General features: G+C 34.7%; 13 protein-coding genes. 6 read left to right on the plus strand and 7 right to left on the minus strand.

What is annotated here, in order from left to right:
• Positions 1-133 precede the first annotated feature (133 nt).
• Positions 134-3,934: a sensor histidine kinase gene (locus EO244_RS01375; protein ID WP_129252197.1), complete on the plus strand. Its 3,801-nt coding sequence runs from the start codon at positions 134-136 to the stop codon at positions 3,932-3,934.
• A 71-nt stretch (positions 3,935-4,005) separates the two neighbouring features.
• On the opposite strand, the gene hydG is transcribed toward EO244_RS01375, so the two are convergent.
• The 3 genes from hydG to EO244_RS01390 all read right to left on the minus strand — a co-directional run bounded on the left by hydG (position 4,006) and on the right by EO244_RS01390 (position 8,493).
• A complete protein-coding gene (hydG, locus tag EO244_RS01380) occupies positions 4,006-5,445 on the minus strand; it encodes a [FeFe] hydrogenase H-cluster radical SAM maturase HydG (protein ID WP_129252198.1) in 1,440 nt (479 codons plus the stop codon).
• Positions 5,446-5,740: 295 nt separating this feature from the next.
• Positions 5,741-7,030 carry an OmpP1/FadL family transporter gene (locus EO244_RS01385; protein ID WP_129252200.1) on the minus strand — a complete coding sequence of 430 codons (1,290 nt, stop codon included), beginning with the start codon at positions 7,028-7,030 and terminating at the stop codon, positions 5,741-5,743.
• A 35-nt stretch (positions 7,031-7,065) separates the two neighbouring features.
• Positions 7,066-8,493 carry a DUF4270 family protein gene (locus tag EO244_RS01390; protein ID WP_164977384.1) on the minus strand — a complete coding sequence of 476 codons (1,428 nt, stop codon included), beginning with the start codon at positions 8,491-8,493 and terminating at the stop codon, positions 7,066-7,068.
• A gap of 296 nt (positions 8,494-8,789) precedes the next feature.
• Here EO244_RS01390 and EO244_RS01395 point away from each other — a divergent pair, with 296 nt between their 5' ends.
• From EO244_RS01395 to miaA, 5 genes are all read left to right on the plus strand, one after another.
• Positions 8,790-9,791 carry a Kelch repeat-containing protein gene (locus EO244_RS01395; protein ID WP_129252205.1) on the plus strand — a complete coding sequence of 334 codons (1,002 nt, stop codon included), beginning with the start codon at positions 8,790-8,792 and terminating at the stop codon, positions 9,789-9,791.
• Between the two features lie 164 nt (positions 9,792-9,955).
• The gene (locus EO244_RS17190) at positions 9,956-10,252 is read left to right on the plus strand and encodes a DUF2752 domain-containing protein (protein WP_129252206.1); all 297 of its coding nucleotides are present in this window, start codon (positions 9,956-9,958) and stop codon (positions 10,250-10,252) included.
• Positions 10,253-10,359: 107 nt separating this feature from the next.
• Positions 10,360-11,427, plus strand: coding sequence for an acyl-CoA reductase (locus tag EO244_RS01405; RefSeq protein WP_129252208.1), 1,068 nt, complete (start codon positions 10,360-10,362; stop codon positions 11,425-11,427).
• A 42-nt stretch (positions 11,428-11,469) separates the two neighbouring features.
• Positions 11,470-12,045 carry an IS1096 element passenger TnpR family protein gene (locus tag EO244_RS01410; protein WP_129252210.1) on the plus strand — a complete coding sequence of 192 codons (576 nt, stop codon included), beginning with the start codon at positions 11,470-11,472 and terminating at the stop codon, positions 12,043-12,045.
• Between the two features lie 72 nt (positions 12,046-12,117).
• Positions 12,118-13,023 (plus strand): tRNA (adenosine(37)-N6)-dimethylallyltransferase MiaA, encoded by a 906-nt coding sequence (gene miaA, locus EO244_RS01415; RefSeq protein ID WP_129252211.1) that lies wholly within the window; start codon positions 12,118-12,120, stop codon positions 13,021-13,023.
• A 56-nt stretch (positions 13,024-13,079) separates the two neighbouring features.
• Here the strand turns inward: miaA and EO244_RS01420 are convergent, their stop codons facing one another.
• The 4 genes from EO244_RS01420 to EO244_RS01435 all read right to left on the minus strand — a co-directional run bounded on the left by EO244_RS01420 (position 13,080) and on the right by EO244_RS01435 (position 15,876).
• Complete coding sequence (locus EO244_RS01420; protein WP_129252213.1) at positions 13,080-13,307, minus strand: helix-turn-helix domain-containing protein; 228 nt, start codon at positions 13,305-13,307, stop codon at positions 13,080-13,082.
• 13 nt (positions 13,308-13,320) lie between these two features.
• The gene (locus EO244_RS01425) at positions 13,321-13,962 is read right to left on the minus strand and encodes a DUF2975 domain-containing protein (RefSeq protein WP_129252215.1); all 642 of its coding nucleotides are present in this window, start codon (positions 13,960-13,962) and stop codon (positions 13,321-13,323) included.
• A 192-nt stretch (positions 13,963-14,154) separates the two neighbouring features.
• Positions 14,155-14,928, minus strand: a complete 774-nt coding sequence (locus tag EO244_RS01430; RefSeq protein ID WP_129252217.1) for a class I SAM-dependent methyltransferase — start codon at positions 14,926-14,928, stop codon at positions 14,155-14,157.
• Positions 14,929-15,876 (minus strand): glycosyltransferase family 2 protein, encoded by a 948-nt coding sequence (locus EO244_RS01435; protein ID WP_129252219.1) that lies wholly within the window; start codon positions 15,874-15,876, stop codon positions 14,929-14,931.
• Position 15,877 lies beyond the last annotated feature (1 nt).

Below are 15,877 nucleotides of genomic sequence, written 5' to 3' on the forward strand. Positions count from 1 at the left end.
TTTTAAGCAAGCTTTATATTAAATATACTAAAAGGCAAATTTTACTGTTAATATTGAAGAATTTCAAAAGCAAACTTAACTTTAAGCTACAATTGGCACACTCTGGGTGAGCCATAAGATAAGCATTGATAACATGAACAACCTATTCACCAAAATATTACTAAGCCTTTTTCTTTTTACACTAGCCATTGCAAGCTACGCTCAGCAATATAGCTTTACTAACTATTCGTTGGAACAAGGTTTACCCCAATCGGAAGTATCCTCAATCATTCAAGACCGAACAGGGAACTTATGGGTGGGAACAAATGGTGGAGGCTTATCACGATTTAATGGACAGGAATTCTTCTCTTACAATAAAAATCATGGCTTAGAAGATAATAATATTCGCTCTCTGTTTCAGGATAAAAAAGATAACATTTGGATTGGAACCAGTACGGGGATTAGCTTTTTTAACGGAAGTGAATTCATCAATTATAAAGAAACAGATAGTCTCCCTATAGCCAGATACATTAAAATTCAGGAAAGTAATGATGGTAAAATCTGGGCTTTGGGAATTAGGGATAAAGAACGGGTATTAATCTATCTTCTAGATGGGCATATTTATCATGCCAGCAAATTATTTCCGGAACTCAGCAACAATAATCGAGTATTCTCCATATTAAATGATCCGACAGGAAAACTCCTGATTACAACTCAGAATGCCTTATATGAATACAAAGACAATCAACTGACAAAATCAAAACTCAATGATGACAGTCTGTTTAGAGATCAAGTAATTATTCCTTCTTTTTTTGATTCAAACCATGAATGCTGGTACAGAGCCTTTAAACCAAATTATGGTTTCTCAATATATAAAACTAAAAATGGGAAAATATCAAAAGTAGAACTTCCGGAATCGATCAACCCATTAAATATTACCAATATAAGCCTTGACTCCAACAAAAGACTTTGGGTCTGTATTAAAGAAGTTGGTTTAGCCATTGTTACAGATCAGGACACAAAAATAATTGACCAGAACAAAGGCTTAATCTCCCCGTACATTCAGGAAATCCTGGAAGATAAAGAAGGAAATATTTGGTTGACAACCAGTGGAAACGGATTAATCAAATATGGATCAAATAAATTCTTATCCCTCGATTTCAAAAACATCATAGGGGGAAATATTGTCTTAGCCACACTTCAAGATTCCAAAGGTTATTATTGGTTCAGTATTTCGGGCAAGGGAATTGTTCGTTATAAAAATGGGGAATATCAGACTCTAACGTCAGAAATGCATCCATCTTTGAGCAGAGTCATCGATTTACATGAGCTGAACGATGGGACTATACTCATTGCCTCTGAAAATGGATTATTTAAATATCAGGATGGAAAAATTAAATCAGAAGCAGAAACCTATGGCTTCAATTCCAAAAATATTATCTCAGACATCTGTGCTAATGAAAAAGGAATCTGGTTTTCAGTTATAGGTCATGGACTTGTATTTATCGATAAGGATAACAAAAAGCGTAAAATTAACTCAACGAATTATGATTTAACCAGCGAGAATATCTCGAACATCTTTATTGACTCCAAAAATCGCCTATGGCTTTCTCATATGCATGGCGTCTCAGTACTCGATGGCGATCAAGTTATTAATTACGATACTAAGAATGGATTAAGTCATGATTGGGTTCTGCAAACTTGTGAAGACAAACTAGGCCGGATATGGGCTGCCACTTTCAGTGGAGGGCTTTGTTTATGGGACGATCAGCGTTGGACAAAAGTCAGCGTAGAAGATGGTTTAAGTTCTGAAATTACGTATTCTATTCTTACAGATAAGGAAGGAAATATCTGGGCTGGGACACAAAATGGCGTCGATCGAATTTCAATCGACTTATCTGGGAAGATAGACAAAATTCGAAACTACGATAAATACGATGGTTTTATCGGTATTGAGAATAATGGCGCCAGCAATTATATTGATAAAAATCAAAATTTATGGTTTGGAACTGTCAACGGAGCAATGGTATTCAATCCAAGCAACGATAACATCAACATAACTCCTCCCATCATCCAACTGACTGATATCAATTTATTTTTCAAAAAGATAAATTGGAAGGACAACAAATATAAAGACAAATATAGCAGCATTAGCCCTTGGTTTCCTATTCCTCAGAATTTGGAACTGACTCATGACATGCACCACCTTACATTTAATTTTGAGGCATTATCCTACAAATCGCCTGAAAAAGTAAAATACAAATGGATTCTTGAAGGCTTGGATAAAGAATGGTCACCAATCACAAACAAATCCGAAGCTATTTATTCAAGAATTCCTCCAGGCACCTACACCCTTAAAATTAAAGCATCAAACAGTGATGGCATCTGGACTGCGAGTCCATACGAATACACATTCACCATACTCCCTCCCTGGTGGTTAACCTGGTGGTTTCTATCTCTCCTTGTTATTTTTCTAGGTATAGTGGTCTTTTTAACCATTAAAATTAGATTAATCAATATTCGCAACAAGCAAAAAGTGCTTGAAATAATGGTCTTTGATAAAACTAAAGAAATCAGATCACAAAAAACTGAAATTGAAAAGAAAAACGAAGCACTTGAAGAGCAAAAAGAAGAGATTCTTCAACAATCCCAATTTCTTCAGAAATCATATATGAATCTTATCCATTTAAGTGATATTGGTAAAATAATAACAGCTAACCTTTCATTTGAACGTATTATTGATTCTGCATATCAATCGGTAAAAGAACTGATGGATGCATCCATTTTTGGGATTGGTGTGTACGACAAATCAAAAAAAGATCTTTACTTCCCTCGGTTTAAAGAAGATGGAAATGACATCAACAATATTAGATTTGATTTAGATGATCCCAATCAGCTTGCGGTATACTGCTACAAAAATGAAGCTGAAATTTTCATCAATGATCTTGATAAAGAAGCCTCGAAATACATAGAAAAAGTCATTTCAATCAATAAATCACATCTCCCAAAATCGGTCATCTACCTCCCTCTGAAAGTAAGAGGTAAAATAATTGGCGTTATTACTGTACAAAGCTACTTGAAAAATGCGTTTAAAGACTACCACTTAAGTCTTCTGCAAAATATTGCAGTATACGCTAGTATTGCAATCGAAAATGCTCAGGTCTTTCAAAAAATTGAACTGCAAGCAAAGTGGCTGCAAAAGGCAAACAACAACATCAATCTGCAGAAAGAGGAAATTCTCAATAAAAATGCGGAGCTCACAGAATTAAATAATGAGAAAAATCACTTGATAGGAATTATTGCTCACGATTTAAAAAACCCATTGACGTCAACCCTAACAATTGCAGAGTATTTAAAATCGCAGATAAAAAACAGCAATCATCCTGAAGATGTTGAAAACATTGATTTCATGCTGAATGCCTTGACCCGTATGAATAAGATGATTACACGGATACTTGATGTTAAAATGATTGAATCGAAGAGTATAAATATGCAACTTGAAAAAACCAACCTATCAAGATTACTCAATATAGTCAATCATAATTTCAAAGAAAAACTTGACAAAAAACAAATCAAATTAAATTTTGAATCAACAGATTCTTACGCAGAAGTCGACCCGGAATACATGACCCAAGTTTATGAGAACCTAATCTCAAATGCAATTAAATTTTCCCCTTCGAATAAGGAAATCTGGATTAAAGTTTGGGAAGATGGTGATAAAGTTAAGACTATGATTAAAGACGAAGGACCCGGTATTTCGTCAGAAGATCAGAAAAGGATGTTTGGTAAATTTCAAACTCTAAGTGCCAAACCAACCGCTGGAGAACGATCTACCGGACTCGGTTTATCTATAGTGAAAAAATACGTTGAAGCTATGGAAGGGAAAGTCTGGTGTGAAAGTCAGATTGGTCAAGGAAGTAACTTCATTATAGAAATGAACAAAGCAGAATACTAAAAATAAGAAACCCGATTTTTGAAATAATCTCAAAAATCGGGCTTTCATATTTTGTATATCAAGACTAAAATCTAAAAATATAAATCTCGTTCTCCTTGCTTCACTTTCTCCAATCGTTCCAGTAAGGGAGCAACTTTAAGGCTATCCTTCTCATTAAGTTCTCCAACTTTTAGATCAATCAACTTGTAGCCTTTAGTCTTTTGATCAGGAGTCGCATAATCCTCAAGATATTCTGCCAAAGTTAAAATGGCATTCTGAGTACAAAAACGCTTAATAAAGCCAGGAACAGAAAATTCCATAAAATGTTCGCCTGTCCTCCCTTTACGGTAACAAGCCGTACAAAATGATGGCAAATATTGTTTATCCAACAATTCATCAATCACTTCCCCAAGACTTCTGGTATCACCAATTTCAAATTGCTCATGATCCAGCTGCTGTTCTTCTCGACTCTCTTCCGAATAACCTCCCAGTTGAATATTAGTTCCTGCATCAATCTGAGAAACCCCCAGTTTAATCACTTCTTCCCGCAACTCTTTGGTTTCTCGAGCGGTTAAAATCAAACCTGTATAAGGCACAGCTAAACGCAAAATTGCCACTAAACGAATAAAATCCGCATCATTAACCTCAAACTTTGGGTCAATAGTCGAATCAGATGCGGCCTTTATTCTCGGAAATGAAATAGTATGAGGACCAACATTGTAACAAGCCTCAAAATGGTTGACATGACGAAGAAGACCTAAAACCTCATATTTCCAATCATACAGACCAAACAAAGCTCCAATACCAACATCATCAATTAAAGCTTCCTGAGCTCGGTCCAATCCTGTCAAACGCCAATCAAAATTGCTCTTCTGTCCACTTAAGTGATATTTTGCATAGGCCTCCCGATGGTAGGTTTCCTGAAAGATCTGATATGTTCCAATACCAGCATCCTTTACTTTTTTGTAACCATCAATATCCAAAGGAGCAGCATTAATATTGACACGTCGAATTTCTCCTGATCCTGATTTAACTGAATAAACCGTCCGCACAGAATCCGCAATAAAATCAGCATCATACATGGGATGCTCACCATAAACTAAAATCAAACGTTTTTGACCATTATCTTCCAATGACTTCACCTCAGATCTGAGTTGAATTTCATTTAATGTTGTCCTTTTTTGCTTTTTGTTGGATGCCCTAAATCCACAATAAGTACAATTATTAACACACTTATTTCCCACATATAAAGGCGCAAAAATGACAATACGATCACCATATACATTTTCTTTCAATGTTCGGGCTCCTGCCTTTATTTCCTCAATTAATTCAGGGTCTTCCGTTTTTAACAAAAGTGCAGTTTCCTGCAAACTCAAACGGTTCTTAGCCAATGATTTTTGAATTACTGCTCTTACATTTTCTTTTGTAGGTTCAGCAGAATCTAATATCTCCCAAATTTCAGACTCATCAATAAAAGGTTTCATCCTCTCATCCTTGATTCTATACTCTTGAGGTTTATAAATCATTTTCATATAATAATCTTTTTAAACCAGCAGACTCATTGTAACCCAATCGTAATAATACATTCGTGACAATAAACATGACATGGTTCTATTAGCAGTGTTGTTTATTATTGTATTTTGAACAAAGTGATCGTCTCACTTTAAATCGATACAAAATTAGTCAATATTATTCTTTATCAACTCTAAATTGGAGTAAGAGGTCTATTATTTTTTTATTCTCATTTTTCATATATTTTCACTCATAAAAATACCCAAAAACCGGATGGTTTTTGGGTATTTATATTTTCGTAATGAGAACAATCTATTAATGATACTTACGTTTCACGAACCAACGTTCAAAAAGATTAATGTCAACAGTGATTCGTGTAAAATCTTCCCGAACCATATTATTGTTTGTTGTTCCTGAAAATCCAAACTCAAGAGCAACATTAATCATACCCGTGTTTTTTGCCATGGGGATACCTAAACCTAAACTAACACCCATAGCTCCAATTTCTTCATCCTCAACAGTAATATATCCTGTGTCATAAAATCCACCCAAGCGATAAGTCATTTTTTTGAAAAATTTCCGAGCATAGCCATCATTAGCCTTATATTCAATTCCAAGACTAAATTTATCACGATCTCGTAAGTTATTATCTTTATTAAAAACTTTCGTATCACTCCATTTTTCATGTAGATAATCTCCACCAATCCATAGATGTTTACCTCTATTTATGCCAAAACCTAAGCCATAACTTTCAGGAACATCGAATGAACCTTCATCAGTATCCTCATACCTAACTGCACCAACACCACTGCTGTAATTAGTTACCTGGATAACTTGCTCAGCACTCACTGCTAGCTTGGGTTGATATTTGGCAGCTAAGGTAAAATTATACTTACCAAAATTTAATTGATACTGTGCACCCAAATTAAAATATAGACCTTGAGAATTTAACTTCGTTTTATTATCATATACGTACGAAGAACCACTCTCTAGAGTTATTATCTCATCTCGGGTATTATTCCCAAACAAATATATTCCATTAATTCCTAAAGAAAGATTTTTAGTTACTTTCACTCCATTTGACCAAATCAATTGATTTAACCCTCCGGAACCTTTCAGAGCACGGTTCAAATATGTCTCGGAGCCAATTACTTTCTCTCGTTTTGTAATCTCATAACCCAAATTTGAATACGGTGACACAGAAAATGCTGTTGAATATCTGGACGAAACTTTAAAACCAAAAGCAAGTCGTGTTAAGTTATAATCATTAAAAGAATCACTCTCATCTCCCTGATTCAAATTAGTATACTTGGCAGCCATCCCAACATTAAAAATAAACTTAAGACTATCAATATGTGCTAAAGCTGCGGGATTTTGAATATTCAAAACACCTCCATTTCTATAAGCCAAACTCGTTCCTCCCATAGAAATACTATTACCACTACCACTTTGACTCAATTCACCTAGCCCATAATATGAATAGGGTGAACTCGTATTATTCTGTGCAGTAACCAAATTTGTTAGAGACAACAAACTTATACCTAAAAGTGCAATTATTTTCTTAGTAGAATAAAAAGGCTTAACAATCATTCTTATGTTACACATATATATTCGTAATTAAATAGTTCAAGTTTTATCAATTATTTTTGCACCACATAGGTTGTTTTTAATCTGATTCTAAAATCAGACTTAGGATCGTTCTCAATAACCATTCGTTCCATTGAATTTCCAATAGTCTCTATAGGAAGTGATAATAATAAAGCATCATCATAATTTTGCCCAGAGAGAAGAACATTATTTACATAATTTGTTATATCTATTGAATAATAAGACTCATCAGGATATTCCCGATTAAAGTTATACACAGATGCAACAGCCTGATTATTAACTGGATTTAAAATTGAACTTAATGTCATATTATCAGCATTCGTTGTATAAATATTAAAAGCTGATGATGAAGATGGCAACTTAAATTGTTCCGAATCAAAGCTATCATCCTTTGGGTAAAGGATCAATTCAGATTTTAATATACCACCAGTCAAACCTAATGTATTTAATTTTTCCAAATAAGGAATTCTAACTTTGGTCATAAAACCAATTCCCCCTTGTATGAAAGTCAAGTTGTCTGTCGAATCAGAACTCAACTCTTCAGTCCTGTCGACAATACGTCCTAAATTTTGTGGAGTCGAACTTTTATCAGATGTATAATTTGAAAAAGCCAACATTGTATTCAAAACCGGAAAATCATGGAAGCGAGACACCCCAACCTCATCATATTCAGCATCGCTATAATAAAGCCTCATTTTCATTTTACTATCCGTAATGGGGAACGAAAGCATAACTGTATTATTTTGCCCAGGTTTAAGAACGATTCCATTAAAATATTTCTTCCATTTATTAGAATCACGAACCGTATCGTCTTCAGTATTATTAACCCTTTTAATAATATCAAGCCCTAATTCATCATCCATTCTAAATCTTATACCACCATCATTTGCTTCTGCATCCTGATCAATTTCGGTATTATAAACAGATTGAGTAACTGGTTTTGCGAAAAAATTCACATTACATAAATCTTCTGCCTCATAGGCAAAATTTCTATGTCCATAAAAAGCAAACTCATTATCCGGGTATTTAATTTCTTCAATAACCTTATGAATAGATATGCTTTGCTGAGCTAAAGTGTCACCGTAATATCGTTTATCGGAGTAGACAATAAAAACTAAAGAATCAAACTTCACATGCACATCCACTTGACCAACTCCATTAACATTAATTTTTCTAAGGTTAAAAGAATCTCCTAGCCCTAAAACACCATAAAAATCAGAGTTTACCTTTCCAAAATAAGGATCGTCATACTTCCCAAATAAAATATTTTTTTGTCCTGAAGTTACAACAGAATCCATTTTGACAGTAGAACTCTCAATGGTAAAAGTATCTATTAAAGAAACTTCCGTTGAATTACCAATCAGGTTATCGCCAATTTCGTGCTCTTCAAATGCACCTGAATTACAACTCGATAAAAAAACAAGTATTGAAATCGACACTAAAATTTTTATTCTTTTCATTCTAAATAGAAGCAGATTGCTAATCATATAAATTAAGGATAAATCATGAACTAATATCATGTGATGATTTATAAGAAATTATTGGATAACGCACAAATGTAAATAAAATATCGAGATTTTCTAATCGAGGTTTTTAATTGTTAATTTTTCAAAAGTCCTCTGTATTTTTATGTAGAGAAAAACTAATCCTATTGATTTTTATTTATATTTGTCGTCATAAGTAAAAAAAAAAGGAAAATCTTTTCTTAAAACAATCAAAGTATACTCATATTTAATTATTGATAAAATCATAACACATGAAACAAAGATTATTATTGGCATTTTTTGCACTGTCTCTATTTTTCACTGGCTGTGGTAGCGACAACGGTCTTGATGGTAACTGGATTAAAGGTTCTTCTTTTGAAGGACGTATTCGTGGTGGAGCTGTGAGCTTTGTTATTGGTGATGATGTATACGTAGGCACTGGTTATGATGGGAAAGATGCTTTAAATACATTTTACAAATATAGTCTACAAGACGGATGGAGCCCAATTGCTGACTTTGGAGGAATTGCCAGACATGAAGCAGTTGCTTTCACCGCTAATGGCAAAGGATATGTTGGTACAGGTGTTGATGAAGATGGTAATCGACTTGCTGACTTTTGGGAATACACTCCAGAAACTAACACTTGGGCTAAAGTAGCTAATGATTTTATCGGTGGAGCAAGACAAAATGCTGTTGCTTTTTCTATCAACAATATTGGTTATGTAGGTACAGGTTACGGTTTCCAGGAAGGTGAAGACAGAAACAACCTTAAAGATTTTTACAAATTTGAAAATGGAAACTGGACCAAAATCGCCTTTGATGGTGAAAAATCTAAAAATGCGACAACTTTCGTAATTAATGACAAAGCCTATGTTATTTCTGGTGATAATAGCTTAAAATATGTTTGGGAATATGACCCTTCAAAAGTATCTGAAACAACTAATGGCTGGACGAGTAAAAAATACCTGGATAAAGACAACAAAAGACAAGATGTTCAACGCACCAATGCTGTTTCTTTTGTTATTAGCGGTAAGGGTTATATAGTAACTGGTAAAAATGGAGGTTACTCCAGAGAAGTATGGGAATATGATCCCAATAATGATGAATGGGTAGAAAGAACATCACTTGAAGATGAAATTGCATCAAGAGAAAACGCAGTGGCATTTACATTAAACAATAGAGGTTTCTTTACAACTGGTTTGGCAGGATCTGTTTATTTAGATGACACATGGGAGTTCAATCCAACTATGAAAGAAACTGATGATGATAATTAATCATTATTAAAATATCCTAAAGCGCTGCATTAATTGCAGCGCTTTTTTTTATGTCGTTAAGTAACTAATAATGATTTTCGATTTTAAAACTTGATTAAAAAATCTTTCTTTTTGTATATATTTAACATTCAAGTGTGAAAATATGTTAACAGAATCTTTAATAAATGTGGCAAAAACTTATAACCTGGCTGGAAACTCACAGTCTAACCTGCCAATTCTATCAAAATTATCATATCGAATGCCCTGGATGCGGTCTGCAATCGGCCTTTATTTTACTATTAAATGGACGTTTTATCGAGAGTATTCATACCTATCCTGCTCTTCTTCCACTAATCTTCCTAATCCTTAGCTTTAGTATTCATATTAAATTCAGGTCGAGTTGGACACGTAAATCCAATCGAATTTTAGGAAGTCTCGCACTATTACTTATCCTCGGCAATTTCTTTGTCAAACAATTATAAACACTCCTTCAAATCGATAAAAGTCGCTTTAGAGAATCCCAATATCTTTAATATATTTGCAGATACATTTATGAACCTACCCTTATTTTTTCAACTCTATATATAAAATGAACATATCAGAACGCATAGAAGCATTTGTTAGTCTCGGACAATTTCTTCAGCAATTTAAAACCACTGAAACAAGTCAAGGCAATCATCATTTAAATGAGAGATTCCTTACTGAATTCAATCATTTAATTAAGAATGCCCATATCGAAAATGCCTGGTTTACCCCTGATCATGTTAGAGCTTCAATTATAGGAATCTGTTCCTTTCTGGATAAAGTAAAACTTAAGGAATGGACCAGCCAATATCTAGTTTCTGATGAAACTACAGATAAACGTGTAGCAGTTATTATGGCAGGAAATATCCCTATGGTTGGCTTTCACGACATGCTTTGTGTTCTTATATCAGGTCACCAATTTATCGGGAAGCTCTCTTCCAAAGACAATCGTCTACTCAATTTTATTGCAAAACTTCTTGGAGAACTCAATCCTGAATTCAGGAATTTAATTTCATTCAAAAATGAGCAACTCAGAGGTCAAAAGGATTTTGATGCCATAATTGCAACCGGAAGCAATAACTCTGCCCGTTATTTCGAAGCCTACTTTAGTAAGTATCCACACATCATACGTCGAAACAGAAATTCAGTAGCTATACTAACAGGTAACGAAAGCAAAGAAGACCTTTTCAAATTAGGACAGGATGTTTTTCTTTACTTCGGTCTTGGATGTCGAAATGTATCCAAACTTTACGTACCTGAAAATTACGATATCACACAAATACTAGATGCCTGGCAGGATTACGCATCAAGCGTTGATCACAACAAGTACGCTAACAACCACGACTATCAGCGCTCACTTTATCTGATGAATGCCGTAAAACACTACGATAATGGTTTTTTACTATTGAAAGAAGATATGTCCATTGCATCGCCAATTGCTGTTTTATATTACGAGCACTATCAAAATATCGATCGAATTAAGCAAGAGCTTAAAGAAAATGAAGAAAACATTCAATGCATTGTTGGAAAAGGTTTTGAAAATGCCATCCCTTTTGGAAAAGCACAACAACCCGACCTAAACGATTACGCGGACAATGTTGACACCATGGCTTTTTTAAGTCAGTTAAACTAAAATAAGCAAGATCTTTTCTACCTTTATATAAAAATCTAAACCATGAACATATACAAACTAAAAATCACTTCACCTGAGAAAGACGATTTCCTTATGGAAATTGAAATGAATAACGAAGGAACCTATTTAGAACTTCACAACACCATACAACAAGCTCTTGCCTACGACAATACGCAAATGGCTTCATTCTTCCAGATTTCTGACATGGGGGAAAGAGAGAAAGAGATTGCCCTTTTTGAAATGAGTAGCGAAGAGGACGATAATGTCAATATTCTAGCCATGGATGTTGCTATGATAAGAGAATTCCTATCTAAGGAGAATCCTCAAATGATTTACGTCTTCGATTTCTTCTCTGATCGTTATTTCAATATTGAATTAATTGATATTGAAAGAAGACGTGTAGCTGTTGACAGCCCAAAAATTTGTGCATATAATGGCGATGCTCCTGAACAAATTGTTATGAGTTTTGATGAACTTGAAGACCTGGATCTTGATGGTTTAGACCTAAAATCAGCAACGAAAAAGAATACGGATTTCGATTTTATGGATGATTTTGATGATGATATTGAAAATGGTCCTCAATTTGAAAACCTTGACGATTACGAGGATATTCTTTAAAATTTCTTTCACCCAATTATACAAACTAAAGCTCCTCATCAGGAGCTTTAATTCTATAAGACTTACAAACCGATGGCAAAAACACTCATTGTTCTACTTGGTCCTACAGGTGTAGGAAAAACGGATCTCAGCATACGCATTGCCCGCCATTTCAATACCGAAATCACCTCATCAGATAGCAGACAAGTGTATCGTGAAATGCGTATAGGCACTGCTGTACCCGAAAAGGAACAATTAGAGGCTGTCAAACATCACTTCATCCATTCTCACTCTATTCATGATTATTTTAGCTCCTGGGAATGTGAACAAAAAACATTGGCTCTACTTACCGAAAAATTTAAGGAAAAAGACCAAATGCTTATGGTTGGCGGATCGATGATGTATATCGATGCCGTCTGCAATGGAATAGACCTGATTCCTACCATATCCCCGGAATTGAGAGAAGAAGTCTGGACTCGTTATGAGAAAAATGGACTGGAAGCCATGCAGGCAGAACTAAAAAATCTTGATCCTGTTTTTTACGATCAAGTCGATTTGCAAAATGCCAAACGTGTGATACATGCTGTAGAAGTTTGTCTGATGTCGGGTAAACCCTATTCCTCACTGCGAACCAACAAAACTAGAGAAAGAAATTTCGACATTATAAAAATTGGTTTAAACAGAGACAGAACTGAACTCTACAATCGCATCAACCAACGTGTGGATATGATGATAGCCGACGGCCAGATTGAAGAAGCCAGAGCTCTATTTGAATTCAAAGATCTAAACTCACTCAATACAGTTGGCTATAAAGAACTGTTCGAGCATTTTAAAGGTAATATCAGTCTCGACAAAGCCATTGAATTAATCAAACGCAATTCGCGACACTACGCCAAGCGCCAATTGTCCTGGTTCCGCAGAGATGAAAAGATTAAATGGTTTCATCCCGATCAGGAAGATGAGATTATCGCTTATCTGGACGAACAAATTATAGTTTAAAATAAAGGCTCGAATCTATTTAGAATCGAGCCTTGTTATTTATGAGAGTATATGAATTATTCAGTTTTTTCATCAGAATCCACAGTCTGATATTCGAATAAATCACCTGGCTGACAGTTCAGTTCCTTACAAATAGCTTCAAGTGTGGTAAAACGAACTGCCTTAGCCTTTCCCGATTTCAGAATAGAAAGATTAGCCATTGTAATACCAATACGTTCCGCCAGTTCTTTCGAGCTCATCTTACGCTTGGCAAGCATTACATCTAAATTTGTTATTATAGGCATAAGTATATTGATATTAAATGGTGTATTCTGCTTCTTCTTTCAAATCGATACCTGAGCGATATATTTCAGCAAATACCAAAACAATTAACACTGTAACAAAACCGGGGATATTTCCCAAGCTTGGATGAAAACTAACGTTCATTCCCTGCACCACAACATCATTCACAAATAAAAATGAAAACAATAGTCCATTAATCAAAGCATAAGTCCACAAACCGAACAACAAAAAAGCAATTCTTTTTATAATTCTATAATTATCCCAACTAAAAAAAGCATCTGTCTGATGATTATTGGAAAGATCAGTAAACAAGCGAGATACATTTTTTAATGAAAAATATACCAATAGATTAACAATTAAAAAATCAATAAGACGAAAAATTCTATAAAATAAATTTTCAGATTCAATTCCCTTCATACGAAGAGCAATATCAGACTGACCAGTAAAAAAATCACCGCCTAAAAGTTTGTAAGAAACCTCTGGCTTCAAATAGGCTTCACCATAGAAATGAATATCACCAGCTGTAATTGGAAATGAGGGAAAAAATAAAGTGACAATATTTACACAAACACCTGCAGCTAACTTTAGGGTAATTAATATAAACAGAAAATAAAACAGCTTTCTTAAAAAGTTGATAATTCTAAAATTGTTTTTCATTTAATTTATTCTTTAGTGATTAGGTTCAACAAACCTAAACAATAAAAACATGCAAAACAATACTTATTTATCGTTTTTCAATAAATAATTTTCGAATAACAACTCAACATATTAATATTAGGACAACAAAAAAAACACAAACAAGCAGCAAATACTACCTATCCATGGCTCTTAAATATGTTTATTAGAAACCTACTTTTGATTGAAGTAGAATATTTCTTTCATCGGTAATCTAAATCGTTTTGCTATTTCTTCCGAATAGCTATTCGAATAAGTATCTGCTGTCACTTTAAAACCAACCGAACTTAAACGCTCAGCATAATCAAGACCATATAAACGCACATGATCCTTCTGTAAAAAATGTTTCTCTCTCTCTGACGGATCTGTAATTGTTGGATCTTCGTATGTTTTTTCTGCATTTGTATCCTGAGGTACTTGCAGTACTGCAAATCCTCCAAGCTTAAGAATTCGATAAATCTCCGACATGGCTTTCCTGTCATCATCAACATGTTCCAACACATGGTTGCAAATCACCACATCATAAACCTCATCTGAAAAAGGAATAGTCTGTACATCGAAATGCACATCGGCAATAGGAGATTCCAAATCAGCAGTTGTATAATCCAAATTTTCCAGAGCTTTGAATCGTTTATAAAAACACTGCTCAGGGGCAATATGCAGAACTTTTAAATCTTTGGTGAAAAAATCGGTTTTCTCCTTTAGATACAAATACATCAATCGGTGACGCTCCAAAGACAAACAACGGGGACATAAAGCATTATCCCTTCCTGATTTCTTAGTATAACCGTAAGGCAAAAATTTACGAAACGTTCCCCCACAAATCGGGCATTCTACCTTATTCCCAATTAAAAAAACACCTACAAGTCGGCTGACAACCAAACTCATCCGAATTAAAAACGAACGAGGAAAAATCATCAATAAAAATCTTATTATACGTTTTGACATTTAAATTTCTTTATCAATCTGATACAAATTTCTATCCGTTGAACTACGACTAACCAACTCGGCAACAAAACCCGTTAAAATCATCTGTGTGCCAATAATCATGGTTGTTAACGCAATATAGAAATAAGGGCTATCTGTAACTAAAGGCGCCTTAACTCCATGACTCATACTTACCAGTTTTTGAACACCAATCCAGGCTGACGACAAAAAACCAATAGCAAACATGAAACTTCCAAGCAGACCAAAAAAATGCATAGGTTTTTTACCAAATCGAGTCATAAACGATATTGAAAGCAGATCTAAAAATCCATTCACAAATCGACTTAAACCAAATTTTGTAACCCCATATTTCCGCTCCTGATGCTGAACAACTTTTTCACCTATGCGTGTAAATCCAGCTTCTTTGGCTAAGATTGGAATATAGCGATGCATTTCACCATAAACCTCAATGCTTTTAATCACTTGACAATTGTAGGCTTTTAAACCACAGTTGAAATCGTGTAACCGGATACCCGAAACAGCACGGGCTGTTCGATTAAAAAATTTACTCGGGATGGTTTTGGTTATCGGATCATAACGCTTCTGTTTCCAACCCGAAACAATATCGTAATTCTCCTCTTTTACCATTCTATATAATTCGGGAATCTCATCAGGAGAATCCTGAAGATCGGCATCCATCGTTATCACCACATCTCCTTTAGCGGCTTCGAAACCACAAAACAAAGCGGCTGACTTGCCATAATTACGACGGAATTTTATCCCGCGTACCGTTGAATAAATAGCTTGAAGTTGATTAATAACCTCCCAGGATGTATCCTTACTTCCATCGTCAACTAAAATAGCTTCGTATGAAAACTGATGCTCTTTCATCACACGATCAATCCAGGCCAACAATTCCGGTAAAGACTCATCTTCGTTATATAGAGGTACTACGATTGAAATATCCATG

Source organism: Ancylomarina salipaludis, from assembly GCF_004122035.1.
Classification (GTDB): Bacteria; Bacteroidota; Bacteroidia; order Bacteroidales; family Marinifilaceae; genus Ancylomarina; species Ancylomarina salipaludis.